Genomic DNA, 23,172 nt, shown 5'->3' with positions numbered 1-23,172 from the left:
GCCTGGCGGCGCTTGGCTGCACTTGCCTGCGCTTGCCCTGGATTTGCAATGCACTTGCCGCTGATTCCGGCGCTTACTTGCAGCGCACGATCATCGAACGATTCTTGACGTTGGCCGACACGACGTTCGTCACGCTGCCGCCCGCGGTGCCGCCTTCGTCGTTGTCTTTCGACANAATGTCATAACCCGTCGCGCCGCATGCCTTGCCCGCCTGCACATAGCATGAGGCCCAGCTCGAGCCGGCGTCTGCGCCGCTGCAGTTCACGGCGAAGCCGGTCTGGCCGTTCGGCAGATTGATGAGCGACGTCGTGTTCGACGACGCGCAGCCGGCGAGCCCCACGCCCAGCGCGAGCGCCACCGGCAATGCGGCAACGACGGGAGCGCGGCGCAACAGAGCCCGCGCGAGGCCAGGTTGCAGGTGGCTCCCGCGCAGCAATTGCGTCCTGAAATCCATCGTGTTTGTTTCCTTTGATGATGTTGGCTTGCGAGACGCGCAAAGCTCATGGCGTCTCAACAGTGATGCCCGCCGCGCTAACGAGGCGGCGGCTTTCCGTGCCGCTTTCGGTGGCCGCGTCTTCCCAGATGCTGATGGCTTGCGCGATGTCGATGCCGTGACTTTCGGCATACGCAAACCACCTGTTCGCTGCATCCGGCTCGGGCAGTTCGTGATCGTGCAAAAAATATTTTCCCATATTGCGCTCGCTGAACTCGAAATGACGCCGGTGCGACAGCACGGTGTGTGCCGTGCGAACCCATTCGACCTGCGCGAGTCCGACAAGTGCAATGGTGAAAACGCACAGAACCAGCCGCGCAGAACTTATTGGACCGCCGCGCGCCTTACCTGATCATTTCAACGAGGAGAACGAACATGGCTGAACGGGTCAGTGGCCCTTATCGCGGCTATTACATCAGTGCTGCCGCGCGCCTCGTGCCGGCAGCCGACGCACAAAGCGCGGGCGGCACCTACGTCGGTTCGGTGAGCCTCGCCGAGCTTGGCCCGGACGATCCGCATCGCATCGAAACCCTGGTCGATCTCGGCGGTCAGCAGCGCTTTAGCAGCGAAGAAGAGGCGCTTGCCTTCGTCGAACAGGCCGCGCGCGATTACGTCGACCGTCTGCTGGGAGGTAAGTGATGCACGTCGATCGTCTGGCGGGAGGACAGTCATGACGGCGCGCGATGCGAAAGCCCGCGCTCGAACGCATGCAGAAGTTGGCGGCGATTCCCGCGACGCGGCGGGGTGGACCGCGGTCCGGCCCCGCGAGTACCATATTCCGGTCGTCCGGGGCCGGCCGGTTCTCGCGGGCTCCGGTTGTGTACCGGATATTTCTGATGAGGCGACCATGGAAATCAGGTTTCCCGCAGGCGCGCCAGCCTACCGCGATTCCAATCTGACAGTTGTCTTTCCCGCGCTGGTGGACGGTAAGCAGGTCCCGTGCGCAATCTCCGTCGAGGCGCTCGAAGATCACTTCGGTGCGCGCTCCGAAGACCTGGAAGGCTGGATGCGCGCGTTCGACGCCGGGCGTCCGCGCATCGAAGCCGTTGCGCGCGAGCACTTGCAGATCAGTAACGGCACGCCTGTGCTGCTCAAGAGCGGACATTTTCCGCCGGGAAACGTCGCTGGATAGGACACGAAAAAACCTGTTCGGCGAGCGAGACGCGCTCGGCAGCAAGCCGGCTGGATTGTCTCCGCGAAAGTCCGGCACCGGGGCGCAAAGCGTTGGTCGAAGCGCGCGGGCGGGCCCACTTCCCGGCGCAATCAGGACCGAGCCGCGGGCTCGTGATAACGTTGGCTTTCCCATGACTCTGCGCCGCCGTGCGCCGTCTTCCATGTCTCTTTCCGCCTCGCCCGCTGCTAGCGACGAAATCGCGACTTACGTAGCCAACCGCATCGGTTTCATCGAACTGGAAAGGCCTCAGGCGCTCAACGCGCTGTCGGTCGGCATGATCCGCACGATTCACGCCGCGCTCGACGAGTGGCGCGAAAATCCCGACGTGCTCGCGGTCGTCGTGCGCAGCCAGCATCCGCGCGCGTTCTGCGCGGGCGGCGACATTCGCTTCCTGTACCAGTCGGCGCAACGCGGCGAGCATGAAGCGCGCGATGCGTTTTTCATCGAGGAATACCGGCTCAATCACGCGATTTTCGCTTATCCGAAGCCCTACATCGCGTTGACGAACGGCGTGGTGATGGGCGGCGGCGTGGGTATTTCGCAAGGCGCGCATCGCACCGGCGGTCTGCGCGTCGTCACGCAGTCGACGAAGATGGCGATGCCGGAAACGCGCATCGGGCTTTTCCCCGATGTCGGCGCCAGCTGGTTTCTCGCGCGCACGCCCGGCGCGATTGGCCGCTATCTGGCGGTGACGGGCGAAACGATCGGCGCCGCCGACGCGCTGTATGCCGGTCTCGCCGACCTCTACATGGACGATGCCGCGTTGCCTGCGCTGATCGACACCTTGCGCAGCGAACTGTTCGAGCGCGGCGCGGATGTGGTTGCATGCGTCGAGCGCGAAAGCCGCGCGTATCAGGTCGCGCCGCAGCCGGACGAGTCGCCGCTTGCACGCGCGCGTGGGTTGATCGACCGGCATTTCGCGTTGCCGGACATGCCGTGCATTCTTGCTTCGCTTCAGCAAAAGTGCGATCGCGACACGGCCGACTGGGCTGAGCGGACCATCGCGGTGTTGCGCGAGCGCTCGCCGCTTTCAATGGCCGTTTCGCTCGAAATGGTGACGCGCGCGGAAGGCTCGATGGCGGAAGTGCTGCGCGGCGATCTCGATCTCACGCGCTCCAGTTTCCTGCAAGGCGACGCCGTGGAAGGAATTCGCGCGCGGATCATCGACAAGGACAACGCGCCGCGCTGGCGCGTCGCGCGTATTGAAGACGTGAACGCCGCCGACGTCGCGAAGATGTTCGAAAGCCCGTGGCCGGCCAACGAACATCCGCTGCGCGATCTGCGGGGTTGAGCTGCCTGCGGCTCGCGCGATCGAAGCAGCACGTGTCTGGCGTCACGACCCGAGCTGCCCGGAACCGCCGGAAAGCGGTCCGGGGTCCAGCGGTTAAGCGGCTAGACCGGTCGAGCGGTCTAGCGAGTGAACCCGTAAGCCAATAGCCGAGTAAGCGGCCACGCGACCGCCGACCAAGGGCCAATGACCAAGGAGCCATCGGCTACCGATTACCGACCACCGGAGCGAACCGGTAAGCGAATAAAACGGCCAACCATCCACCAGCCAGCCAGCCAGCCAACCAGCGACCCTCAACCACCTCAATCCGCCTCTTCGCTCGCCATGAACGCGCGCATGAAGACAAGCGCGCCCCAGCCCCACATCGCATTCGCGGCAAAACCCATTGAGAGGCGCGGCAGCATGTTGCCGCTCGGCCAGATGCCGCGCAGTGGATCGACGACGAACACGCTCGCCGCCGTCAACACGATGCCACCAAACATGAAGGCGGGCAGCCACGGCGCGCGGCGCTCGGGTGCGACGCGCAACAGCCACGCCATGAGTACAGCCCAGAACGCGCTCCAGATTGCGTTCGCAATGAATTCGGGCAGGCCGAGCGGCAAAAACGGGGCAGTCGAAAAACCGCTTTGATCGATGATGCCGGCTGCGTGCAGCAGCGCCAGCGTCGATTCATGAAAGAACAGCGAAGCTAGGAAACCGGCGACAAACGGCAGGATGAGTTTTTGCATGCATTGCACCGCCAGGGTACAGGCGCGTGGTTCACCCTGCCTGCACCGGATTATTGGAAACGTGCGCCATTATAGCCAGCGGTAGTGGCTTTTCCGGGGGCCTAAAGCGTCGCGTTCGTACGCTTTAGCGTCGGGCTAATCACGGAAGTGGAAAACCTAAGCTAAAAAAAATCGTTCAAAAGCGGCGCCCCGATCCATAGACTGTTTTTCCATGCAGACGGTGCTTGCCACCGTCGCCCATAGCGTCGATACCGCATTTTTTCGTCCTTTCGCCGTGCATCGCCCGGCTCCCGCGTGATGGCCGGCTGGACGCGCGCGGCCGGCCTTTGCGTCGGCGTTTTCGTTTGTCTGCGCAGCATGCACGGTCTTCTTTCAATCCAGTTTTGAATTCGCACGGAGCAGTAAATGAATGTGTTCTGGTTCATACCGACTCATGGCGACAGCCGCTATCTCGGTACGTCGCAAGGTGCGCGCGCTGCGGACTACGACTACTTCCAGCAGATTGCCGTCGCCGCAGACACGCTCGGCTACGAGGGCGTCCTGCTGCCGACCGGCCGTTCGTGCGAGGACGCATGGGTCGTTGCATCGAGCCTGATCGCCGCGACGAAGCGCCTGAAGTTTCTCGTCGCGATCCGTCCGGGCATTTCGTCGCCGGGACTCGCCGCGCGCATGGCCGCGACGTTCGACCGTCTGTCGAACGGGCGCCTGCTGATCAACGTCGTGACAGGCGGCGATGCGGCGGAACTCGAAGGCGACGGTGTGTTCGTCGAGCACGACACGCGCTATGAGATCACCGACGAATTTCTGCACATCTGGCGCAAGCTGCTCACGGCCGCGCATACCAACGACGCGATCGAGTTCGACGGCAAGCATCTGAAGTCGAAGGGCGGCAAAGCTTTGTATCCGCCCGTGCAGAAGCCGCATCCGCCGCTGTGGTTCGGCGGTTCGTCGCCGGCTGCGCACGACATGGCGGGCGAGCATATCGACACCTATCTGACGTGGGGCGAGCCGCCCGCCGCGGTCGCGAAGAAGATCGCCGATATTCGAGCACGTGCGGCTGCGCACGGCCGCACGATCCGCTTCGGGATCCGTCTGCACGTGATCGTGCGCGAGACCGAAGAAGAAGCGTGGGCCGCCGCCGACAAGCTGATCAGCAAGCTCGACGACGAAACCATCGCGCGTGCGCAAGCATCGTTCGGAAAGATGGACTCCGAAGGCCAGCGCCGCATGGCCGCGCTGCACGGCGGCAAGCGCGGTGGGCGCGCGGAGCTCGAGGTCTATCCGAATCTGTGGGCCGGCGTGGGCCTCGTGCGAGGCGGCGCGGGCACTGCGCTCGTCGGCAATCCGGAGCAGGTGGCGGCGCGCATGAAGGAATACGCGGAGCTCGGTATCGAGACGTTCATTCTGTCCGGCTATCCGCATCTCGAAGAGTCGTACCGCTTTGCCGAACTCGTGTTTCCGCTGCTGCCGAACCGGCAGCGCAAGACCTCGAACGGGCCGCTGTCGGGGCCGTTCGGTGAGATCGTCGGCAACAACTATTTGCCGAAGGCGGCGAGCGCCAGCTGAGCGTCATCCGCTTTTGCACGACATCTTCGGTAGTCAATGGGGGAAGTAATCATGGCTCAATCTACTGTGAGTGCGGATCGCGACGAAGGCGCGCGTGCGGGCGCAGCTGTCGATTCCGTGCTTGTTTCGGCCCTCGGGCCGTTACGGCAAGTCGGCGCGTCTCTCGCGCCGTGGATCGCACCGCTGCTGATCCTGCTCGCGTGGGAAGCCGCCGCGCGCAGCGGTGTGCTGTCGACACGCGTTCTGCCCGAACCGCTCGCTGTCGTAAAGGCCGCGTGGTCGCTGATACAGTCGGGCGAAATGTGGGCCGACGTGAAAGTCAGCACGTGGCGCGCGGTTTCCGGTTTTGCGATAGGCGGCGGGGTCGGTCTCGTGCTCGGGCTCGCGACGGGCCTCTTCAAGCCGGTCGAGATCGCACTCGATTCGACCGTGCAGATGATCCGCAATATCCCGGCGCTCGCAATGATTCCGCTCGTGATTCTGTGGTTCGGCATCGAGGAGCAGGCCAAGGTGTTTCTCGTTGCGCTGGGCGTGTTTTTCCCGGTCTACGTGAACACGTTTCACGGCATCCGTTCGGTCGATTCCAATCTGATCGAGATGGCGCGCAGCTATGGTGTGAAGGGCTTTGCACTGTACCGTCATGTGGTTCTGCCGGGCGCGTTGCCGTCGATTCTGGTCGGCGTGCGCTTCGCGTTCGGGCTGATGTGGGTGACGCTGATCGTCGCGGAGACGATTTCCGCGCAATCGGGCATCGGCTATATGACGATGAACGCGCGTGAATTTTTGCAGACGGATGTCGTCGTGGTCGGCATTCTGCTGTACGCGGCGCTCGGCAAGGTCGCCGACGTGCTGGCGAAAAGCCTGGAGCGCGTGTCGCTGCGGTGGCACCCGGCTTATCAACGAGGAGGCAAGGCATGAGCGCAACGACATTTTCCGCGTCGTATGGCGGCATCGCGGGCAGCGATCTGGAAGCGGAACTGGCGCAGGCGCGCATCGCCGATCGCGACGCGCACGTGGCTGGCGGGCTCGAGTATGGCGATGCCGCGCATGACTATGCAGGTGATCACCATCGGCATGTGGGGGCGCTGGCCGACGCGCTGGCGCGGCATGGTGAGAGTAGTGGTGCTGCCGGTGCTAGTGGTGATAGCGGTGCAAATATTGGTAGCGGTGCTAGTGATGCAAGCGGTGCTGACGGAGAAAACGGAGCAGATCGAGCAGGCGGGGCAAACGGTGCTGGCAGAGCAAACAGCGCAGCCGATTATTCAGTGCAGTTGCGCAGCGTCGGCAAGCGCTACGGCGACCGCAAGGTACTGACTGACTTCGACCTGTCGATCGAACGCGGCAGTTTCGTCGCGATTGTCGGCCGCAGCGGCTGCGGGAAATCGACGCTGCTGCGGCTCGTCGCCGGTCTGGAAAAGACCACGGCCGGCGTGCTGGAGAAGCGTGCCGAAGACGGCCGCCCGCTCGACACTCGCATCATGTTCCAGGACGCGCGCCTGTTGCCGTGGAAGAGCGTGCTGCAAAACGTGATGCTTGGACTGCCCCGCAGCGCGCGCGACGACGCGCGTGCGGTGCTCGCCGAAGTGGGCTTGCTGGAGCGCACCAACGACTGGCCCGCGCAGCTTTCCGGCGGTCAGCGTCAACGTGTGGCATTGGCGCGGGCGCTCGTGCATCGTCCGCAATTGCTGCTGCTCGACGAGCCGCTCGGCGCGCTCGATGCATTGACGCGTATCGAAATGCACACGTTGATCGAGCGCCTGTGGCGCGAGCACAAGTTCACAGCATTGCTCGTCACGCATGACGTGCACGAGGCCGTCGCGCTGGGCGACCGCATCCTGCTGATCGAAGAAGGGCGCATCGCGCTCGACCAGCCGGTGCCGCTCGCGCGTCCGCGAGCGCGTGCGTCGGCGGGCTTCGCGGCGCTCGAAGAGCATGTGCTGCAACGCGTGCTGAAGAATGCGCCGAACGACGACGCGTTGTCCGAGAAGACCGACGACGCACGCGGCACCCGTAGCCAGGGCCGCTTCAGGCGGCCTACCGACGTCCGTTGGGCTGTCTAATATCCGTTGACTGACTGTTTTCAATCGCTTCCTGGAGCCACTCGCAATGAGCATTTCCGCAATCAACGTACGCAATCAGTTCAGAGGCAAGGTCAAGGAAATCATCCGCGGGCCGGTCGTTTCCGAAGTCGATGTCGACACGCCGTTTGGCATCGTCACGTCGGTGATCACCACGCGCTCCATCGACGAACTCGACCTGCAGGTCGGCTCCGAAGTTGTAGCGCTCGTCAAGTCGACGGAGGTCTCCATTGCGCGCCTGTAGGCGCTGCGCTATTTCGCGTTCGCGCCGCTGGCGGGGGGTTCGTGCATCATCTTGTCGTTAGTCGGCTTGCGCGGACGCTTGATCGGCATGTTGTCCGGATTGCTCGATCCGGTCGAGCCGGAGGCCGCCTCGGGCGGCTTCACCATCGAGGAAGCAGCGTCGCCCGGCGCCGCCGTCTGTTTTGCCGGCGCAGTGGAGCCCGATGAACTCGCCAGGCCCGTTTGAGCCCATGCCGCCGTTTCGCCCGCCCAGATCGCCGCCAATGCGGCGGCTGCGGTCAAAGTTGTCAGAGTGCTTCGCTTCATCTCCTTCTCCTTTACGTTAATCGCGGCCGGCCTGCTTGTGAGGCTTTCCAGGTAGACCCGCGTTGCCAGCGAAAATTCACGCGCAAGCCATTCCGTCATGACGATGCGCCAACGCGACTGCATCCGCCCTCGAAACTTGCTACGATGAATTCAGCCATTTCGACGGAGGCGGCCATGTCGAAGTCATTGAGTCCGGAAGCGATCGAAGCGTTACGGCGTCTGAACGATGTCGGCGTGGGCCAGCCTCCGCCGAAATTCCCGCAGTCCGTGACGGCCGAGTTGCTCGCCTGCGGGCTCGTCGCCGAGGCAAGCGGCGACGAGGTCGAAATCACCTGTAACGGCAGGCAGTACCTTTCGGGCGATTGCGACTAGGCGCGAGGCGAGGGCGCTTTGGCGGGTGCCGCCTGGTGGCGTGTAGCACGGCGTTTGCAAGCCTGACGTGAGGGCGCGGCGCTGGCGTCAGCGTCGGCATGCTCGCGCGAGGAATGGCCGCCGCGGAATACACGGGACGCGAGGGAGGTAAGGATGGAGCCGAAGGGCCTCGACATGGGGGATTATCAGGAGCGCTATCAGGACTACGACATCGAAGTCGCGGTCGAACAGGTGCTCACCGGCGTCAAGGCGCACTTCCGGGTCCTGCGGGAAAATGCCGTAGTGGTCGACTGGCGGCTCGTGCATATCGACAGTCTATGGTCCACTGAGCATGCCGCGGCCGAGGCAGGCTTTCGCGCGGCGCGCGAAGTGATCGACGCCGGTCTCGCTGCTTAGGCGAGGCGGCGCGTGAAATGGCGAACAGCTTCGACTAAGCTTGGTGGCTCACCCTAACTCGCCGAACACCACCATGCATCTCGCGCCCGCCGTGCCGATCATCCGTATTTTCTCCGAGGAAAAAGCCCGCGAGTTCTACGTGGACTTCCTGGGCTTTACCGTCGATTGGGAACACCGCTTCGGCGATAACTTTCTGCTGTATGCCCAAGTGCGGCGCTCGGATCTCGTCTTGCATCTGAGCGAGCATCACGGCGACGCAACGCCGGGCTCGACGATTTTCGTGTCGGTGCGGGACATCGACGCGCTGCACCGCGAGCTTCAGGCGAAGGACTACCAGTACGCGAAGCCAGGCGTCGAGGCGCTGCCGTGGGGAAAGGTGCTGGAAGTCTCAGATCCGTTCGGTAACCGGATCCGCTTTTGTGAGGCGCCCGAAGATCAGCACGCGGCGCAATAGTGGCGGACGCACGTTCCTGCGATCGCTGGATCTGATTCGCCACGAGCGCATTTGAACGCTATGACCCGCTCCGACTCGACGAGGCCGGTAAACGGAACTGGGCGCCGACATCGGAACCCGATGTTCGGCGCCCAGTTCGCATGCTGCTACGAGGGCAGCACGCTTGACGGCAAATGCTTAGTGGCCGAAGAAAACCGATTGCGGACCCGAAACCGGTTCACGCGTGCCCGATTGCGACGACACGTTGTTCACACCGCCGTACGCGTTCGAATCGGCGTTAGCGCGTTCAGCAGCGACGGTTTGCGCATTCTGGCCTTGTTGCGAAGCCGGCGCGCCGACCGACGGACGATAAAACGGTGCCGGGCCGTAGCCGCTCGCGAAAGCAGGGGCAGCGATCGAGGCGGAAACAGCGACGAGCAGGGCAGCGATAAATTTGGTCTTCATGGTGTACCTCCAACGATTTTCGATTTTCAGGGTGGCGTTGCAGAGCCCGGTGGGCTGTGTTTGCAACGTCGATGAATGCAGTGTATACCCCTACTATCAAAAATTTGTATCGATAATCTGAAATTACTATTCTCGCTGTTGAAATAATGGGTGAGTCCTAGACGTGGCGCGCCTGGGCGGCGGTCTGGCCCCGTTGGGCAAGGCGGTTTCTGTGGTAAAGGACTGGTCGGCGAGGGGTTTTTGGCGGTGTCTGGAGGGCAAAGGAAACTGCCAGATCGACCAATCAAGGCCGCCAACAAAATCCAAAGCAGAAACCAAAAACAAAAACGGCGTTGTGATTTCTCACAACGCCGCTTGCAAATCTTTACTACATGAATTCTTTGGGGTGGCTGATGGGGCTCGAACCCACGACAACAGGAATCACAATCCTGGACTCTACCAACTGAGCTACAGCCACCACTGATATCTGCTTTGACTGCCGGAAAACTTGGCTCGCCAACGAAGAAACGAGATTATACGAACACGAACTGCGTTTGCCTAGACCTTTATTCAAAAATTTCGGCAGGCTCACGCAGATGTTGTCTCGCCTCGTCGAAGATCGCGAGGTCGCGCGCAGTGAGACGCTTGCTATCGGACAGCACGCGGCGCCAGCCGCGCGCACCTGCCTCCCCGCGATAGAGGCCGAGTGCGTGACGTGTGATCGCGCCGAGGTAGGTACCGCGGGCCATCTCGGCCGCGCAATATTCGATCAGCTTCGCCTCGACCTGCTCGCGCGTGAGCGGCGCTTGTGACGACCCATAAAAGCGCGCGTCGACATCAGCCAGCAAATACGGATTGTGATACGCCTCCCTCCCGAGCATCACACCATCGACGTGCTCAAGATGCGTCTCGACTTCGTCAAGCGTCTTGATCCCGCCATTGATCACGATCTCCAGTTGTGGAAAGTCGCGCTTCAACTGATACGCGTAATCGTACTTGAGCGGCGGAATCTCGCGGTTTTCTTTCGGGCTCAGGCCTTTGAGGATCGCGTTGCGTGCGTGGACGATAAAGACGTTGCAGCCGGCGTCCGCAACTGTGCCGACGAAGTCACGCACGAAGCCGTAGTCCTCGACGGCATCCACGCCGATTCGATGTTTGACCGTGACAGGCACCGACACGACGTCGCGCATCGCCTTTACGCAGTCGGCGACCAGTTGCGGCTCGTTCATCAGACACGCACCGAATGCGCCGCGCTGCACACGCTCCGACGGACAGCCGCAATTCAAATTGATTTCGTCGTAGCCCCATTGCTCGCCGAGTTTCGCCGAGCGGGCGAGATCATCGGCCTCGCTGCCGCCGAGTTGCAGCGCGACGGGCGCTTCGTCGGGCGCGAACGCGAGATGGCGCGGCACATCGCCGTGCAGCAGTGCGCCGGTCGTGACCATTTCCGTGTACAGCCACGTATGGCGCGAAATCATGCGATGAAGCGACCGGCAGTGGCGATCGGTCCAGTCCATCATGGGCGCCACGCTGACGCGGCGAGGGCTGGGAACGTGAGGTGAAGACATGGGCGGCCAAACGGCTTGAATCGAAACCACGATTTTACCGCAAGGCAGGCAATCGCCCGGCAAGGCTCGAGTGGCGCGTAACCCTGCGTTGAATTAGCCACCTAACCGTCTTAAGGTCAGTGGGTTCAGGGTAGCTGTCGCCGCTTGCAGCCTTTTGGTTTAATGACTGCGGCCGCCGTGCCCGCCGCCGCCGCCGCTCCACGAACTGCCCCCGCGCGATCCGCCATATCCGCCGCCGTGCCAGCCACCTCCGCCGTGGCCGCCATGCCAGCCACCGCCGCGCCAGTGATCTCCGCCGCCGCCGTGGTAATAGCAGCACCGTCCGCCCCAGCCGCCCCAGATGCCGACCGAGCCGTACACCGGCGCATAGGGCGCACCGTATGCGTAGCCATAAGCCGGGTAATAAGGTTGCGCGTAGCCGTAGTCATAGCCGGGCGCGACTGCGCATCCGCTGACGCCCGCCACTACCGCCAGCAATGCCATCGATGCAAAGAGTCTGCTCACGATCGTCTCCCGTCCCTGACATAAAGAATCAGAAAGATCGCGCGCGAAGGAGTTCACCCATATTTGTGTCCGTGCATTACGGAGGAGGCGCATGCCCGCAGCGGCGCATAGGTCACGCAACACTGCCGTGCCGCGACATGCGCTTGGTGCTTTCGCGGCGACCCGCGCGTGCGCGTCGTTTCATCGCGACAGTTGCTTGATCTTCGGGCGCATGACGGAGCGAAGCCGCACTCATCAACGGATCGAACGAACGCCTCAACGCTTGCGCAAAGGCTCGATCAGCGACGACAAGCCGTTGTGATCGATTTCATGCATCAACGCGAGTAGCCGGCCAATCTCGCCCGGCGGAAAGCCTTGGCTCGCGAACCAGTTCAGGTAATGGCCGGGCAGGTCGGCGATCACGCGACCTTTGTACTTGCCGTAGGGCATCACGCGCGTGACCAGCAACTCGAGATGTTCGGGATTCATCGGATCGATCGACGCAAGGAATGTTGAGCGCAGCGCGTGTTCAGCCGCGGGCCAGAGCCGCATTCTAGCTGTGGTGCAGGCATTGCGCGGGCATGGTAACGTCAGCGGTTTATCTTCATACAACCAACAGGACAAGTTCGATGGAATACCGCAGACTCGGCGATTCGGATGTGCAGGTCAGCCTGATCGGGCTCGGCACCATGACGTGGGGCGAGCAGAACAGCGAGCAGGACGCTCACGCGCAGATCGACTACGCGCTCGATCACGGCATCAACCTGATCGACACCGCAGAGATGTATCCCGTACCGCCGCGTGCGGAGACCCAAGGTTCGACCGAGCGCTTTATCGGCACATGGCTCGCCCAGCATCGCAGCGCACGCGAGAAGATCGTGCTCGCCACCAAGATCGCCGGTCCCGCGCGCCAGCCGCACAACCCGCGTCATATCCGCGGCGAATCCAATCAGTTCGACCGCAAAAATCTGACCGAGGCGCTGAACGACAGCCTCAGGCGTCTGCAAACGGACTACGTCGACCTCTACCAGTTGCACTGGCCGGACCGCAACACGATGACGTTCGGCCGCCCCGCCTATCCGTGGGTCGACGACGAATACACGGTGCCGATCGACGAAACGCTGTCTGTGCTCGCCGACTTCGTGAAGGCGGGCAAGGTGCGCCATGTGGGAGTATCGAATGAAACGCCTTGGGGCGTCGCGCAGTTCCTGCGCGCGTCGGAGAAGCTCGGCTTGCCGCGTATTGTCAGCATTCAGAACCCCTATAGTCTGCTCAATCGCACTTACGAGGTCGGACTGTCCGAATACGCGCACCGCGACAATATCGGCTTGCTCGCGTATTCGCCACTCGCGTTCGGCTGGCTATCCGGCAAGTATGAAGGCGGCGCGCGTCCGGCCGGCGCGCGCATTTCGTTGTTCGAGCGCTTCCAGCGCTACAGCAAGCCGCAAGCGGTGCAGGCCACCACGCGTTACGTCGAGCTGGCGAAGCGCCATCGCATGTCGCCGGCGCAGCTCGCGCTGGCGTTCGTCAATAGCCGGCCGTTCGTCACGAGCAATCTGATCGGCGCGACCTCGCTCGATCAGTTGAAGGAAAACATTGCGAGCGTCGACGTGAAGCTGTCGCAGGACGTGCTCGACGAAATCGACGCGCTGCATCAACTGCAGCCGAACCCGGCGCCTTGAGGACGTCGGGACATGCAACGAAAGGCAAATGTCCCTGCCTGTCGGCGAATCACGACCTAAACTGTGGTGAGCAGGACGGGCTTTCCTCCATTCGTGCGGTGCGGCCGGGCATTGCGCGGCACGTGCGGATGGCAGATGCGGATGGTAGGATGCAGCCCGAAAAATCGGCGGCCGCGGCACGCTTTAGGCCGCGCTGTTCACATACGGCGATAGCACTCAGGACATCGAATGGCGCAACAAAAAACCAACCCAAAACTCGAGCAGGCGCTAACGCGCGGGGATCTTGCAATCCGTCAGGCGAATTCGGCGCGGGCCACCGCGCTGCTGCGCGCGCTAGCCAAAATGATCGTCGATGCCTCGGCGACAATCGGTGTGGAAGCCTTCACGCTGATTCCGGACGGCGACAAGATTTACGATCCCGCCGACGGCCTGTGGCCGCAAGAGCTGCAGATCTCGCTCGACGGTCCAGTTGAGGACGCCGATCCCGACGAGGTCCGCACCGTGCGGCTGATCGCCGATGATCCGGGCACCGTGTTCCGGGTGGAGTGGCAGCGTGCCGATGGCAAGATCGGGCGTCACGAAGGCGGCCCGTTCGCGACAGTCGCGTTCATCTCGGACGTCGACATTCCGTGGACCGACGACGAAGACTGAGTACGCGTCAGTGCTCCATGTTTATTCGCGGGCGTTGACTCCCTGGGTCAACCGCCCGCGATTCGCTTCACATGTTTTCGGCGCGTCGGTATTTACTTCATCATCCTGCGCCGGAACAGCACGGCACAAACGATGAACCCGCCCACCGCATAAGCGGCGAGCACGGCCGCATGCCATAGCGCATTGTCCAGAGGACGCCCGAGCATGGCCGGCCGGATCAGGTCGACCGCGTGCGCGAGAGGCAGCACTTCGGCCGCACCGCGCGCGGCGGCAGGCAACTGCGAGATCGGGAAGAACACGCCGGAGAGCAGCAGCATCGGCGTCAACACGAGCGTCTGATAAAACATGAAAAAGTCGTACGACGGCGCGAGCGCAGTCACGACCATTGCGACGCTCGCAAACGCGAGTCCGGCCAGCACGATCACGGGCAACGCCAACAGCATCGACGGAAAGTTCGCGTAGCCGAGCGCGCCGGCCACCAGCATGATCGCCGCGCCCGACAGCACCGACTTGCTTGCCGCCCAGATCACTTCCCCGAGCACGATATCGCCGAGCGTCAACGGCGTGTGCATAATCGCTTCCCAGGTGCGCTGCACATGCATGCGCGAGAAGCCCGAATACATCGACTCGAAGCTCGCGGACATCATCACGCTCGAGGCAACCGTGCCCGCTGCGAGGAACGAGATATACGACACGCCGTCGACACGACCTACCATTAGCCCGAGCCCGAAGCCGAGGCCGAACAGATAGATCATCGGATCCGCGAGATTGCCGAACATCGAGGCGAGCGCGAGTTTCTTCCACACAAGATAGTTGCGGCGCCATACCGCGATCCAACTGAGTGCGTTGGCGGGCAGCGCGGCGAGCGGGGCCTGGCTGGGCGGCGTGGCTTCTTTGCTTCGATAAGTGCGTGCATCCATTGCGTGTCTTGTGCAGTTCGATGGGAGTCAGTCCTGCATCTCACGGCCGGTGAGGCGCAGGAACACATCTTCGAGATTCGCCGGGCGGTGCAGATAGCGCAGGTCCGCGCGCTGTTTCAGCCGCGCGTGCACCGGTTCGGCGTCGTTCACATAGCAAAAGAGCGTCTCACCGCTGATCTCGGTTCGCTGCGCGAGCGGCGCGAGTTCATCGCGCAATGCGAGCGGATCGGGGCCGAAAATTTCGATCACGTCGCAGCCGATTTCCGACTCGATCAGTGCTCTCGGCGCGCCTTCCGCGATCTTGCGTCCTTCTTCGATAACACATAGCCGGTCGCATAGACGCTCGGCTTCCTCCATGAAATGCGTGGTCAGCAGAATCGTCTTGCCGCGTGCGAGCAACGAGCGCAGCCGCTCCCAGATCAGATGCCGCGCCTGCGGGTCGAGGCCGGTGGTCGGTTCGTCCATGATCAGCACGTCGGGATCGTTGACGAGCGCACGCGCGAGCGTGAGGCGTCGCTTCATGCCGCCCGAGAGTTCGCTTACGCGCGCGTCGGCCTTGCTTTCGAGGCGCGCGAATTCGAGCAGCGACGGCACCATCGCGCGGCATTGCGCGGCGCTCAGCCCGAAGTAGCGGCCGAACACCAGCAGGTTTTCGCGGACCGTGAAGTCGGGATCGAGGTTATCGAACTGCGGCACGACACCGACGCGTGCCCGCGCGATGCGCGCGCGGCCGGGGATCGGCTCGCCGCACAGACGGATCGCGCCGGCGTCCGGCGCGGCAATGCCGAGCAGCATGCGCAACGTGGTGGTTTTGCCCGCGCCGTTGGGCCCGAGCAGGCCGAAGCATTCCCCGGCGTCGACATGAAACGACAATCCGTTGACAACCTTTTTTTCGCCGTAGCTTTTTTCAACCTGCTGGAATTCGATGGGCGTGTCAGGCATGGTCTGCATCGAGGCTCCGGAAAGCGCACGAATGGGCGGGAAGGCTGCTCATTCTAGGCCATCGGTTGCGAAGTGTCGGTGGGTGCGGGCCGCTCGCAGCGCGGGTTCTTGCACTGCCGCATGACAGAGACCTGCGCTTTGGCCGTGGCTCGTGCCTCGTATGCACAAGGCAGGGCAAGCTGCAATCGCACTTAGCGTTTTCCATCCCTTGCAAGCTGAATTGCGGCGCACCATGATTGATTCTGACCGCGCTTTTGCGGAAAGGGGAAAGACGATGGCCAGCTACCAGAAAATCCTGCTGTGCTACGACGGCTCGCGCGAAGGCCGCAAAGCGCTGCGTTGCGGCGCCGATCTTGCGCTGGATCTGAAGGCGGAAACGCATTTGCTCTCGGTTGTGGATATGCGCTCAAGCATTGCGCAAAGCGCGGGCCTCCTGACCGATGTGGCGTGCGGCAGCTTCGAAAAGACCGCGCGGGACATCCTGGAAGAAGGCGTGGACTGGCTGACCGAGCGGGGCGTGAAGGCGCAGGGTCACTTTGCATTCGGCCATCCGATCGACGAGATCGCCAATCTTGCGAATGAATTGCAGGTCGACCTCGTCGTGGTGGGTCACCGTTGCCGCACCGGCTTGTCTCGATGGTGGATGGGCGCGGGTAATACGCCGCTGCTCGACCGCGTGTCGTGCAGCATCCTGGTCGCTTGCTCTTCAGCGCAGGAGCAGCAGCAAGAGGCGGCTTGAGCGTGTGGCTTGGCGCGTGAGCGTGCGGGCTTGGGCATGCGGCATGCGGTATGGGCAGGCCGCTCGGGCACGTTGCCCAAGCATCCGGGATTCAAAGCCGCAAAGCCGCGCTTGCGCTCACTCGTTCAGATTGACCGCCGCCAGCTTCCACGTGAAAAGACCTTCGCGCAGGAAGATCGCGGAGTAACGGGCGTCGCCGGCGCCGTGCTGGTACGTGACGGCGAACTCGTTGAGGCCGCGATAGCCGGCCGTGGTTTGCGGCGGTTGCGGCGGCGCTGTGCTCCTCGCTGCGTTGCCTGTCGCACTACCGGTAGCGCCGCTATTCGCGTTGTTACCCGCACCGGCCGATGCAGGCGCAGGCCCCTTCGCAGCGGGCGGATTGCCGGCGACCGGCGGAGCGGGCGGTCGCTCACCCGGCTCACCGCGCGGCGGCATGCCGTTCAGCAGCGCGGCCACGCCGTCGGGCGTCGCATACGCGTCGACGAGCGGACCGATCAGTGCCACGCCAATCATCGCGCCGATCGCAGCCAACGGATCGCCATTCCCATGTGAGTCCAGCCGGCGCGTTAGCAAGCCTGTGACTTGCTGCTTCAGGCTCTCGCGCAGTGCGGGAAAATCGACGTACTGATTCACCGTCTGCGCGTCGCGTGCGTCGGCGGCGCGTTTGAGGTTATTGAGCGCGATATACGGCGACGCATAAGCGAAACCCAGCGCGGCAATCACCACCATAACGATCAGCGCGACGATAAGCGGACGGGCGCCGCGCTTCTTGTGCATTGAAACTGCCATCGGGCGGAACTCTCTATCAGGTGTGATCTAACGTGGACCGCAGCCGCGTTGAAACGATCCGTGCGCTGCCAGAAAGCATGTTGCCAGCCACGCACCCGCACACCTTACGGCCCATCAGGATTCGAACACCGCGCCGTGGACGTTGGTTTCATCGGCGATGCAGCGATCGATCATGCGGCACACCGCATCCACCGTACCGACCATGATGAGCCGCGATGGCCCGTGGTACACCCGCACAGGCGCGCGCCGCGCCGGCTCGGCTGTATTGAGTCCCGAATTCAGCGACACGCGAGCGAATGCCGGCAATGAAGAAGGCAGCGCAGCTTGCAGGCCGGAGCCGCTAGCGGGCGAATCGAACAGCGACGCAGTAGCGGCCGTGGACGCTTCGATTAATGAGCAAGGCACCAGCTTGCGCAGATGGCGCAGACGGCCGAACTGGCGAAACGGCAACAGGCGGGCAAGGCGTTCCATGAGTCTCTCCGGGCGATTCAACGTAAGTGCTGCTTTAGTCGGTGAGTGAGCGGTTGGCTAATCAGCGGGACGACAACCCAGTGAGCACATTGAGCACGCACTGAACTCGCATTGAGCTTTTTGCCAATTGAGCCGACCTTGCGGGCGCTATCAGAACTCGCCCGGGCGAATCAGCCCGACAGCGATGCCTTCGAGCGCGAAATCCGCACTGCCTGTCTCAACGAAGATGTTCTCGTAATCGGGGTTCTCGGCAATCAGCTCGATACCATTGGGGCGGCGCTTCAGCCGCTTGACGGTGACGTCGTCGCCCAGCCGCGCAATGATGATCTGGCCGTCTTTGGCCTCGCTTCTTTTCTGCACCGCGAGCAGATCGCCGTCGAAGATGCCTGCGTCGCGCATGGACAGGCCGCGCACCTTGAGCAGGTAATCGGGCTTGCTCGAGAACAGCGCTGGGTCGCACGCATAGTGCTGCGCGATATGTTCCTGCGCGAGGATCGGACTACCCGCGGCAACCCGGCCGATCAGCGGCAGCGACAGTTGCATGATGCTGGTGTGCGGCAGCGTGAACTGATGCGGCGCGTCGTCCGGGCCCGCCAGTAAGCGGATGCCGCGCGACGCGCCGGCCGCGAGTTCGATCACGCCCTTGCGGGCAAGCGCCCGCAGATGCTCTTCAGCCGAATTGGCCGAACTGAAACCCAGCTCGGCAGCGATCTCCGCACGGGTGGGCGGAAAACCGGTGCGTTCGATAGCCCGGCGGATCAGATCGAAAACCTGCTGCTGTCGTGCGGTGAGTTTGGTCATAGGGCCACTGTATGGATGAACAGGTGGCTGTATTTTTATACAGTATTCGGCGCAATTCAAGCTTTACTTTAAGTTCGCGCGGGACACCGCAGCTGCGACGTCGCAAATCGACGTCGGGACAGTCGTTTTCATGCCGCAACGCCTTATCTGGCTGTCATTACCACTTTTGCGTATTAAAAAATGAAGAAACATTATTTTTAATGATGAAAGGCCTTCGATAGACTGGCCTTCCAGTCGCTCATGTGCACGTGACCCGACGCAGAACAACACCAGACGCTGTTTCAGCGGACCAACACGCGGAGAACTTGGCATGAACTATCAGGACACCGGGCGGGCAGGCAAGCGGCGAAAACTCATCGCAGCGCTTGCGCTCGGCGCGGCAACTGCGCTTGGCGCGCTCGGCGCAGCCGGCCACGCGCAAGCCGCCGACACCACGCTGCTGAACGTTTCGTACGACCCGACTCGCGAGCTCTACCAGGACGTGAATCAGGCCTTCGGCAAGGAATGGAAGGCGAAAACCGGCGAAACGGTCACGTTCAAGCAGTCACACGGCGGTTCGGGCGCGCAGGCGCGCTCGGTGCTCGACGGTTTGCAGGCCGACGTCGTGACGCTTGCGCTCGCTTACGACATCGACGCGATCGCGAACAAGGGTTTGATCGACAAGGGCTGGCAAAAGCGCTTGCCCGATAACGCGTCGCCGTACACGTCGACGATCGTGTTTCTGGTGCGCAAGGGCAACCCGAAGCACATCAAGGATTGGGACGATTTGACGAAGCCGGGCGTGTCAATCGTGACGCCGAATCCAAAGACTTCGGGCGGTGCGCGCTGGAACTATCTCGCGGCGTGGGCGTATGCCGCGCATCAGCCGGGCGGCAACGACCAGAAGGCCAGGGAATTTGTCGGCAAGCTGTACAAGAACGCCGGCGTGCTCGATTCCGGTGCGCGCGGGGCGACCACCAGCTTCGTGCAACGCGGCATCGGCGATGTGCTGATCGCGTGGGAAAACGAGGCGTTTCTGTCGCTGAAGGAATTCGGTCCGGACAAGTTCCAGATCGTCGTGCCGTCCGTGAGCATTCTGGCCGAGCCGCCGGTGGCCGTGGTGGATAAGGTCGTCGACAAGCACGGCACGCGCAAGCTGGCCGAAGCGTACCTGAACTTCCTCTATAGCGAGCAGGGCCAGGAAATCGCTGCGAAGAACTTCTACCGTCCGCGTTCGAACAAGGTTCCGGCCGAACTGACCTCGAAGTTTCCGAAGCTGAAACTGTACACGGTCGACGATTCGTTCGGCGGCTGGGCCAACGCGCAGAAGACGCACTTTGCCGACGGCGGCGTGTTCGATTCGATCTACCAGCCGCAGTAACACGGCTGAAGTCCGCGCTGCAGCCGGCGGGCTGGGCCATGCGACGCGCCATTGCGCGTCACTTCCGGAGCGTGCCAGTGGCGCGCTTTTGGCCGATCAGGACCAGGCGGCCGGCAGCACGAGCATCAACCTGAAAGAGTAAGAGCATGACCACGTTGACCTTCCGGAAACCGAGCGCCTTGCCCGGTTTCGGCCTGACACTCGGCATCACGGTGGCTTATCTGAGCCTCGTGGTGCTGATTCCGCTCACAGCGACCTTTCTGAAGACGGCGACGCTCGACTGGAGCCAGTTCGTGCGCGCGGTCAGTTCGCCACGCGTGCTGGCCTCGTACCGGCTGACTTTCTTTTCCGCGCTGGGCGGGGCGCTGATCAACGCGGTGTTCGGCTTTCTGGTCGCATGGGTGCTTGTGCGGTATAGGTTTCCGTTCAAGCGCATCGTCGACGCCGTGGTCGATCTGCCGTTTGCGCTGCCCACGTCGGTGGCCGGCATTTCGCTGGCGGCGGTGTACGCGGGCAACGGCTGGATCGGACAGTTCCTCGAGCCGCTCGGGCTAAAGGTCGCTTTCACGCCAGTGGGCGTGCTCGTCGCGCTCACGTTCATCGGTTTGCCGTTCGTCGTGCGCACGGTGCAGCCGGTGCTCGAAGAGTTCGAGCGCGAGCAGGAAGAGGCCGCCGCGTGCCTCGGCGCATCGCGCTGGCTGACGTTTCGCCGCGTGGTGTTGCCGGCGGTGTTGCCGGCGTTGCTGACGGGCTTCGCACTCGCGTTCGCGCGCGCACTCGGCGAATACGGCTCGGTCATTTTCATTGCGGGCAATGTGCCGATGAAGTCGGAAATCACGTCGCTCCTCATCATCACCAAGCTCGAGCAGTATGACTACGCCGGGGCTACCGCGCTTGCCGTCGTGATGCTCGTCGTCTCGTTCCTGATGCTGCTCTTCATCAATACGCTCCAGTGGTATTTGCAGCGCCGCACGAGTCGCGGCAGCGCGGGGCCGGCGCCGGCCGCGGTAAGCGTTGCAAGCATCGGCGGAGGCCTGCAATGAGCCGCCATCCGGCCGATAGCATCGATCACGCGGACGGTGGGAAGGCGCACGCCGTGGCTCCGCGCGCGCCACTGAACGTGGCGCGCCGGCCCGATCCGGTCACTGAACCGCCGCTCGTGCGCTGGATTCTGACCGGCATCGCGCTGTTGTTTCTCGCGCTCTTTCTCGTCGTGCCGCTCGTCGCCGTGTTTTATCAGGCGTTGAACAAGGGCCTCGGTTTCTATCTGGAATCGCTCGCGGACCCGGACGCGCTCGCGGCCATCAAGCTGACGGCGATTACGGCAGGAATTGCGGTGCCGCTGAATCTCGTGTTCGGCCTCGCGGCTTCGTGGTGTATCGCGAAATTCGAGTTTCGCGGCAAGGCGCTCCTGACCACACTGATCGATCTGCCGTTCTCGGTGTCGCCAGTGATCTCGGGTCTCATCTATGTGTTGATGTTCGGCGCGCAAGGATGGTTCGGCCCGTGGCTGCAAGCGCATAACGTGCAGATCATTTTCGCGGTGCCCGGCATTGTGCTCGCGACGATCTTCGTGACGTTCCCGTTCGTCGCGCGCGAACTGATTCCGCTGATGCAGGCGCAAGGCAACGACGAAGAAGAAGCCGCGCATGTGCTCGGTGCGTCCGGCTGGCAGATCTTTCGCCGCGTCACGCTGCCCAACGTGAAGTGGGGCCTGCTGTATGGCGTGATTCTGTGCAATGCGCGCGCGATGGGCGAGTTCGGCGCAGTGTCGGTCGTGTCGGGCCATATTCGCGGCCAGACCGACACGATGCCGCTGCACGTCGAAATCCTCTACAACGAATACAACTTCTCGGCGGCGTTCGCGGTGGCCTCGGTGCTGGCCTCGCTCGCACTCGTGACGCTCGCGCTGAAGCTGCTCGCCGAGCGTCATATGTCGGCGGAACTGTCGGACGCTCGCGATGTGCCTGCGCATGCCGGACCTGTCGCTCTGCCTGCGGCTCTATCCTCGGCTTCGTCGGCTTCGTCTTTCGCTTCCCCGTCCGCTTCGGCTACTACTGCTCAGCCGCGGAAAACACAAGTCTCGCAGCAACATCCGCTCAAGCAAGGAGAGCTGTAATGGGTATCACCGTACGTAACCTGCAGAAGCGCTTCGGCGATTTCGTCGCGCTGGACAATGTCTCGCTCGACTTTCCGCCGGGCGAACTGGTTGCGCTGCTCGGGCCCTCGGGGTGTGGCAAGACCACGTTGTTGCGCGTGATCGCGGGTCTCGAGTACGCGGACGGCGGTCAGGTCGTGCTGCAAGGCCAGGACGTCGCAACCGTCGGCGCCCGTGAGCGCGAAGTGGGCTTCGTGTTCCAGCATTACGCGTTGTTCCGTCATATGACGGTGTTCGAAAACGTGGCGTTCGGCTTGCGCGTGAAGCCGAGGAAGGAGCGTCCGTCGGAAGCGGTGATCCGCGAGAAGGTCCATGAACTGCTCAAGCTGGTGCAGCTCGATTGGCTCGCGCAGCGCTACCCGTCGGAACTGTCGGGCGGACAGCGGCAGCGTATCGCACTGGCCCGCGCGCTTGCAGTCGAGCCCAAGGTGCTGCTTCTCGACGAACCGTTCGGCGCCCTCGATGCGAAGGTCCGCAAGGAATTGCGCAGTTGGTTGCGGCGGCTGCACGACGATCTTCACATCTCGACCATTTTCGTCACGCACGACCAGGAAGAGGCGCTCGAAGTGGCGGACCGTATCGTCGTGCTCAATCGCGGACACGTGGAGCAGGTCGGCAGTCCGCAGGACGTGTACGACCACCCGCAAACGTCGTTTGTCTACGAGTTTCTCGGTGCGGCGAACCGCTTGCACGGCAAGGTCGACGCGAGCGGTTTCGTGGTGGACGGCGCTGCGTTGCCGGTTGCGATCAGCACCGATTTCAGCGGCCCGGCTTTCGCCTACGTGCGTCCGCACGATCTGCAGTTGTATCCGCAGTCGGCGGGACATCGCGAGGGTATCGTCGTCGATGTGCGGCGCGTCGTGACATTGGGCGGCTCGGTGCGGGTCGAACTCGCGGGGCGCGAGGGCAATCTGCTCGAAGCCGAACTCGATCGCGAAGCGTGGCGCGAACTGCAACTGGCGGTCGGCGACGGCGTGACCGCGGTGCCGCGCGCGCTGCGTCTGTTCCCGGCGCAATGAGCGCATGACTCGATGCGACGCAACGCGAACGAACTGAATAACTCGAACAACCTGACTCTCGCTGAACC

General features: G+C 62.9%; 30 protein-coding genes and 1 tRNA gene. 17 read left to right on the top strand and 14 right to left on the bottom strand.

Annotated features, from left to right (window positions below; all coding sequences use genetic code 11):
- Positions 1-73 precede the first annotated feature (73 nt).
- Together F759_RS0105145 and F759_RS43945 are read right to left on the bottom strand one after the other, a co-directional pair.
- Positions 74-454, bottom strand: a complete 381-nt coding sequence (locus tag F759_RS0105145) for a hypothetical protein (protein WP_027798911.1) — start codon at positions 452-454, stop codon at positions 74-76.
- A 46-nt stretch (positions 455-500) separates the two neighbouring features.
- A complete protein-coding gene (locus F759_RS43945; RefSeq protein ID WP_027798910.1) occupies positions 501-692 on the bottom strand; it encodes a hypothetical protein in 192 nt (63 codons plus the stop codon).
- A gap of 176 nt (positions 693-868) precedes the next feature.
- Here F759_RS43945 and F759_RS0105135 point away from each other — a divergent pair, with 176 nt between their 5' ends.
- The 3 genes from F759_RS0105135 to F759_RS0105125 all read left to right on the top strand — a co-directional run bounded on the left by F759_RS0105135 (position 869) and on the right by F759_RS0105125 (position 2,958).
- Entirely contained in the window at positions 869-1,132 is a 264-nt protein-coding gene (locus F759_RS0105135) for a hypothetical protein (RefSeq protein WP_027798909.1), read from the top strand.
- A 208-nt stretch (positions 1,133-1,340) separates the two neighbouring features.
- Positions 1,341-1,625: a DUF1488 family protein gene (locus tag F759_RS0105130; protein WP_027798908.1), complete on the top strand. Its 285-nt coding sequence runs from the start codon at positions 1,341-1,343 to the stop codon at positions 1,623-1,625.
- Between the two features lie 202 nt (positions 1,626-1,827).
- Positions 1,828-2,958 carry an enoyl-CoA hydratase/isomerase family protein gene (locus tag F759_RS0105125; protein ID WP_027798907.1) on the top strand — a complete coding sequence of 377 codons (1,131 nt, stop codon included), beginning with the start codon at positions 1,828-1,830 and terminating at the stop codon, positions 2,956-2,958.
- Between the two features lie 299 nt (positions 2,959-3,257).
- Here F759_RS0105125 and F759_RS0105120 read toward each other — a convergent pair whose 3' ends face one another.
- On the bottom strand, positions 3,258-3,683 hold the full coding sequence (locus F759_RS0105120) for a hypothetical protein (RefSeq protein WP_027798906.1): 426 nt from the start codon (positions 3,681-3,683) through the stop codon (positions 3,258-3,260).
- A 405-nt stretch (positions 3,684-4,088) separates the two neighbouring features.
- On the opposite strand from F759_RS0105120, the gene ssuD reads away from it, so the two are divergent.
- Genes ssuD through F759_RS0105100 form a run of 4 tightly spaced genes read left to right on the top strand, consistent with a single transcriptional unit; the run spans position 4,089 to position 7,571 of the window.
- A complete protein-coding gene (gene ssuD / locus F759_RS0105115; protein WP_027798905.1) occupies positions 4,089-5,249 on the top strand; it encodes an FMNH2-dependent alkanesulfonate monooxygenase in 1,161 nt (386 codons plus the stop codon).
- A 51-nt stretch (positions 5,250-5,300) separates the two neighbouring features.
- Complete coding sequence (ssuC, locus tag F759_RS0105110; RefSeq protein WP_027798904.1) at positions 5,301-6,167, top strand: aliphatic sulfonate ABC transporter permease SsuC; 867 nt, start codon at positions 5,301-5,303, stop codon at positions 6,165-6,167.
- Positions 6,164-7,309 (top strand): ATP-binding cassette domain-containing protein, encoded by a 1,146-nt coding sequence (locus tag F759_RS0105105; protein WP_027798903.1) that lies wholly within the window; start codon positions 6,164-6,166, stop codon positions 7,307-7,309. Before ssuC ends, F759_RS0105105 begins: the two co-directional genes overlap by 4 nt.
- Positions 7,310-7,355: 46 nt before the next feature.
- On the top strand, positions 7,356-7,571 hold the full coding sequence (locus F759_RS0105100) for a TOBE domain-containing protein (protein ID WP_020065782.1): 216 nt from the start codon (positions 7,356-7,358) through the stop codon (positions 7,569-7,571).
- 8 nt (positions 7,572-7,579) lie between these two features.
- On the opposite strand, the gene F759_RS0105095 is transcribed toward F759_RS0105100, so the two are convergent.
- On the bottom strand, positions 7,580-7,876 hold the full coding sequence (locus tag F759_RS0105095) for a hypothetical protein (protein WP_027798902.1): 297 nt from the start codon (positions 7,874-7,876) through the stop codon (positions 7,580-7,582).
- 174 nt (positions 7,877-8,050) lie between these two features.
- On the opposite strand from F759_RS0105095, the gene F759_RS0105090 reads away from it, so the two are divergent.
- The 3 genes from F759_RS0105090 (at position 8,051) to F759_RS0105080 (ending at position 9,098) form a co-directional block, all read left to right on the top strand.
- Positions 8,051-8,248, top strand: a complete 198-nt coding sequence (locus F759_RS0105090) for a hypothetical protein (protein ID WP_027798901.1) — start codon at positions 8,051-8,053, stop codon at positions 8,246-8,248.
- 153 nt (positions 8,249-8,401) lie between these two features.
- On the top strand, positions 8,402-8,644 hold the full coding sequence (locus F759_RS0105085; RefSeq protein ID WP_027798900.1) for a DUF6566 family protein: 243 nt from the start codon (positions 8,402-8,404) through the stop codon (positions 8,642-8,644).
- Between the two features lie 73 nt (positions 8,645-8,717).
- Positions 8,718-9,098, top strand: coding sequence for a glyoxalase superfamily protein (locus F759_RS0105080; protein ID WP_027798899.1), 381 nt, complete (start codon positions 8,718-8,720; stop codon positions 9,096-9,098).
- Positions 9,099-9,275: 177 nt separating this feature from the next.
- On the opposite strand, the gene F759_RS0105075 is transcribed toward F759_RS0105080, so the two are convergent.
- The 5 genes from F759_RS0105075 to F759_RS0105050 form a co-directional block, all read right to left on the bottom strand.
- Positions 9,276-9,542: a hypothetical protein gene (locus F759_RS0105075; protein ID WP_027798898.1), complete on the bottom strand. Its 267-nt coding sequence runs from the start codon at positions 9,540-9,542 to the stop codon at positions 9,276-9,278.
- 381 nt (positions 9,543-9,923) lie between these two features.
- Positions 9,924-9,999, bottom strand: a tRNA-His gene (locus tag F759_RS0105070).
- 88 nt (positions 10,000-10,087) lie between these two features.
- Complete coding sequence (gene dusA, locus F759_RS0105065) at positions 10,088-11,089, bottom strand: tRNA dihydrouridine(20/20a) synthase DusA (RefSeq protein ID WP_027798897.1); 1,002 nt, start codon at positions 11,087-11,089, stop codon at positions 10,088-10,090.
- A 159-nt stretch (positions 11,090-11,248) separates the two neighbouring features.
- Positions 11,249-11,593, bottom strand: a complete 345-nt coding sequence (locus F759_RS0105060; RefSeq protein WP_027798896.1) for a hypothetical protein — start codon at positions 11,591-11,593, stop codon at positions 11,249-11,251.
- A gap of 255 nt (positions 11,594-11,848) precedes the next feature.
- The gene (locus F759_RS0105050) at positions 11,849-12,061 is read right to left on the bottom strand and encodes a DUF3820 family protein (RefSeq protein WP_027798895.1); all 213 of its coding nucleotides are present in this window, start codon (positions 12,059-12,061) and stop codon (positions 11,849-11,851) included.
- Between the two features lie 140 nt (positions 12,062-12,201).
- On the opposite strand from F759_RS0105050, the gene F759_RS0105045 reads away from it, so the two are divergent.
- Together F759_RS0105045 and F759_RS0105040 are read left to right on the top strand one after the other, a co-directional pair.
- Positions 12,202-13,254: an NADP(H)-dependent aldo-keto reductase gene (locus tag F759_RS0105045; RefSeq protein WP_027798894.1), complete on the top strand. Its 1,053-nt coding sequence runs from the start codon at positions 12,202-12,204 to the stop codon at positions 13,252-13,254.
- A gap of 228 nt (positions 13,255-13,482) precedes the next feature.
- Complete coding sequence (locus F759_RS0105040) at positions 13,483-13,905, top strand: hypothetical protein (protein WP_027798893.1); 423 nt, start codon at positions 13,483-13,485, stop codon at positions 13,903-13,905.
- A gap of 92 nt (positions 13,906-13,997) precedes the next feature.
- Here F759_RS0105040 and F759_RS0105035 read toward each other — a convergent pair whose 3' ends face one another.
- The gene (locus tag F759_RS0105035) at positions 13,998-14,825 is read right to left on the bottom strand and encodes an ABC transporter permease (RefSeq protein WP_027798892.1); all 828 of its coding nucleotides are present in this window, start codon (positions 14,823-14,825) and stop codon (positions 13,998-14,000) included.
- A gap of 27 nt (positions 14,826-14,852) precedes the next feature.
- Positions 14,853-15,767: a nodulation factor ABC transporter ATP-binding protein NodI gene (gene nodI / locus F759_RS0105030; RefSeq protein WP_027798891.1), complete on the bottom strand. Its 915-nt coding sequence runs from the start codon at positions 15,765-15,767 to the stop codon at positions 14,853-14,855.
- 274 nt (positions 15,768-16,041) lie between these two features.
- Here nodI and F759_RS0105025 point away from each other — a divergent pair, with 274 nt between their 5' ends.
- Positions 16,042-16,506 carry a universal stress protein gene (locus F759_RS0105025; protein ID WP_027798890.1) on the top strand — a complete coding sequence of 155 codons (465 nt, stop codon included), beginning with the start codon at positions 16,042-16,044 and terminating at the stop codon, positions 16,504-16,506.
- Between the two features lie 117 nt (positions 16,507-16,623).
- Here F759_RS0105025 and F759_RS0105020 read toward each other — a convergent pair whose 3' ends face one another.
- The 3 genes from F759_RS0105020 to lexA all read right to left on the bottom strand — a co-directional run bounded on the left by F759_RS0105020 (position 16,624) and on the right by lexA (position 18,567).
- Positions 16,624-17,295, bottom strand: a complete 672-nt coding sequence (locus tag F759_RS0105020; RefSeq protein ID WP_027798889.1) for a DUF2939 domain-containing protein — start codon at positions 17,293-17,295, stop codon at positions 16,624-16,626.
- Positions 17,296-17,409: 114 nt separating this feature from the next.
- Complete coding sequence (locus tag F759_RS0105015; RefSeq protein ID WP_027798888.1) at positions 17,410-17,766, bottom strand: hypothetical protein; 357 nt, start codon at positions 17,764-17,766, stop codon at positions 17,410-17,412.
- A 150-nt stretch (positions 17,767-17,916) separates the two neighbouring features.
- Positions 17,917-18,567, bottom strand: a complete 651-nt coding sequence (gene lexA / locus F759_RS0105010; protein ID WP_027798887.1) for a transcriptional repressor LexA — start codon at positions 18,565-18,567, stop codon at positions 17,917-17,919.
- 310 nt (positions 18,568-18,877) lie between these two features.
- Here lexA and F759_RS0105005 point away from each other — a divergent pair, with 310 nt between their 5' ends.
- The 4 genes from F759_RS0105005 (at position 18,878) to F759_RS0104985 (ending at position 23,104) form a co-directional block, all read left to right on the top strand.
- Entirely contained in the window at positions 18,878-19,927 is a 1,050-nt protein-coding gene (locus tag F759_RS0105005; RefSeq protein ID WP_027798886.1) for a sulfate ABC transporter substrate-binding protein, read from the top strand.
- 146 nt (positions 19,928-20,073) lie between these two features.
- The gene (cysT, locus tag F759_RS0104995; RefSeq protein ID WP_027798885.1) at positions 20,074-20,970 is read left to right on the top strand and encodes a sulfate ABC transporter permease subunit CysT; all 897 of its coding nucleotides are present in this window, start codon (positions 20,074-20,076) and stop codon (positions 20,968-20,970) included.
- The gene (gene cysW / locus F759_RS0104990) at positions 20,967-22,046 is read left to right on the top strand and encodes a sulfate ABC transporter permease subunit CysW (protein WP_027798884.1); all 1,080 of its coding nucleotides are present in this window, start codon (positions 20,967-20,969) and stop codon (positions 22,044-22,046) included. Before cysT ends, cysW begins: the two co-directional genes overlap by 4 nt.
- Positions 22,046-23,104 (top strand): sulfate/molybdate ABC transporter ATP-binding protein, encoded by a 1,059-nt coding sequence (locus F759_RS0104985; protein WP_027798883.1) that lies wholly within the window; start codon positions 22,046-22,048, stop codon positions 23,102-23,104. Before cysW ends, F759_RS0104985 begins: the two co-directional genes overlap by 1 nt.
- Positions 23,105-23,172 lie beyond the last annotated feature (68 nt).

This window comes from Paraburkholderia dilworthii (assembly GCF_000472525.1).
Taxonomy (GTDB): domain Bacteria; phylum Pseudomonadota; class Gammaproteobacteria; order Burkholderiales; family Burkholderiaceae; genus Paraburkholderia; species Paraburkholderia dilworthii.
Note: the sequence above shows the minus strand (reverse complement) of the source record. Positions and strands in the feature narration are given on the sequence as shown.

Bases quoted from the DNA above. Each gene is read 5' to 3' on its own strand.
- F759_RS43945 (WP_027798910.1), bottom strand. From the start codon at position 692: ATGGGAAAATATTTTTTGCACGATCACGAACTGCCCGAGCCGGATGCA.
- F759_RS0105135 (WP_027798909.1), top strand. From the start codon at position 869: ATGGCTGAACGGGTCAGTGGCCCTTATCGCGGCTATTACATCAGTGCT.
- F759_RS0105130 (WP_027798908.1), top strand. From the start codon at position 1,341: ATGGAAATCAGGTTTCCCGCAGGCGCGCCAGCCTACCGCGATTCCAAT.
- F759_RS0105125 (WP_027798907.1), top strand. From the start codon at position 1,828: ATGTCTCTTTCCGCCTCGCCCGCTGCTAGCGACGAAATCGCGACTTAC.
- F759_RS0105120 (WP_027798906.1), bottom strand. From the start codon at position 3,683: ATGCAAAAACTCATCCTGCCGTTTGTCGCCGGTTTCCTAGCTTCGCTG.
- ssuD (WP_027798905.1), top strand. From the start codon at position 4,089: ATGAATGTGTTCTGGTTCATACCGACTCATGGCGACAGCCGCTATCTC.
- ssuC (WP_027798904.1), top strand. From the start codon at position 5,301: ATGGCTCAATCTACTGTGAGTGCGGATCGCGACGAAGGCGCGCGTGCG.
- F759_RS0105105 (WP_027798903.1), top strand. From the start codon at position 6,164: ATGAGCGCAACGACATTTTCCGCGTCGTATGGCGGCATCGCGGGCAGC.
- F759_RS0105100 (WP_020065782.1), top strand. From the start codon at position 7,356: ATGAGCATTTCCGCAATCAACGTACGCAATCAGTTCAGAGGCAAGGTC.
- F759_RS0105095 (WP_027798902.1), bottom strand. From the start codon at position 7,876: ATGAAGCGAAGCACTCTGACAACTTTGACCGCAGCCGCCGCATTGGCG.
- F759_RS0105090 (WP_027798901.1), top strand. From the start codon at position 8,051: ATGTCGAAGTCATTGAGTCCGGAAGCGATCGAAGCGTTACGGCGTCTG.
- F759_RS0105085 (WP_027798900.1), top strand. From the start codon at position 8,402: ATGGAGCCGAAGGGCCTCGACATGGGGGATTATCAGGAGCGCTATCAG.
- F759_RS0105080 (WP_027798899.1), top strand. From the start codon at position 8,718: ATGCATCTCGCGCCCGCCGTGCCGATCATCCGTATTTTCTCCGAGGAA.
- F759_RS0105075 (WP_027798898.1), bottom strand. From the start codon at position 9,542: ATGAAGACCAAATTTATCGCTGCCCTGCTCGTCGCTGTTTCCGCCTCG.
- dusA (WP_027798897.1), bottom strand. From the start codon at position 11,089: ATGTCTTCACCTCACGTTCCCAGCCCTCGCCGCGTCAGCGTGGCGCCC.
- F759_RS0105050 (WP_027798895.1), bottom strand. From the start codon at position 12,061: ATGAATCCCGAACATCTCGAGTTGCTGGTCACGCGCGTGATGCCCTAC.
- F759_RS0105045 (WP_027798894.1), top strand. From the start codon at position 12,202: ATGGAATACCGCAGACTCGGCGATTCGGATGTGCAGGTCAGCCTGATC.
- F759_RS0105040 (WP_027798893.1), top strand. From the start codon at position 13,483: ATGGCGCAACAAAAAACCAACCCAAAACTCGAGCAGGCGCTAACGCGC.
- F759_RS0105035 (WP_027798892.1), bottom strand. From the start codon at position 14,825: ATGGATGCACGCACTTATCGAAGCAAAGAAGCCACGCCGCCCAGCCAG.
- nodI (WP_027798891.1), bottom strand. From the start codon at position 15,767: ATGCCTGACACGCCCATCGAATTCCAGCAGGTTGAAAAAAGCTACGGC.
- F759_RS0105025 (WP_027798890.1), top strand. From the start codon at position 16,042: ATGGCCAGCTACCAGAAAATCCTGCTGTGCTACGACGGCTCGCGCGAA.
- F759_RS0105020 (WP_027798889.1), bottom strand. From the start codon at position 17,295: ATGGCAGTTTCAATGCACAAGAAGCGCGGCGCCCGTCCGCTTATCGTC.
- F759_RS0105015 (WP_027798888.1), bottom strand. From the start codon at position 17,766: ATGGAACGCCTTGCCCGCCTGTTGCCGTTTCGCCAGTTCGGCCGTCTG.
- lexA (WP_027798887.1), bottom strand. From the start codon at position 18,567: ATGACCAAACTCACCGCACGACAGCAGCAGGTTTTCGATCTGATCCGC.
- F759_RS0105005 (WP_027798886.1), top strand. From the start codon at position 18,878: ATGAACTATCAGGACACCGGGCGGGCAGGCAAGCGGCGAAAACTCATC.
- cysT (WP_027798885.1), top strand. From the start codon at position 20,074: ATGACCACGTTGACCTTCCGGAAACCGAGCGCCTTGCCCGGTTTCGGC.
- cysW (WP_027798884.1), top strand. From the start codon at position 20,967: ATGAGCCGCCATCCGGCCGATAGCATCGATCACGCGGACGGTGGGAAG.
- F759_RS0104985 (WP_027798883.1), top strand. From the start codon at position 22,046: ATGGGTATCACCGTACGTAACCTGCAGAAGCGCTTCGGCGATTTCGTC.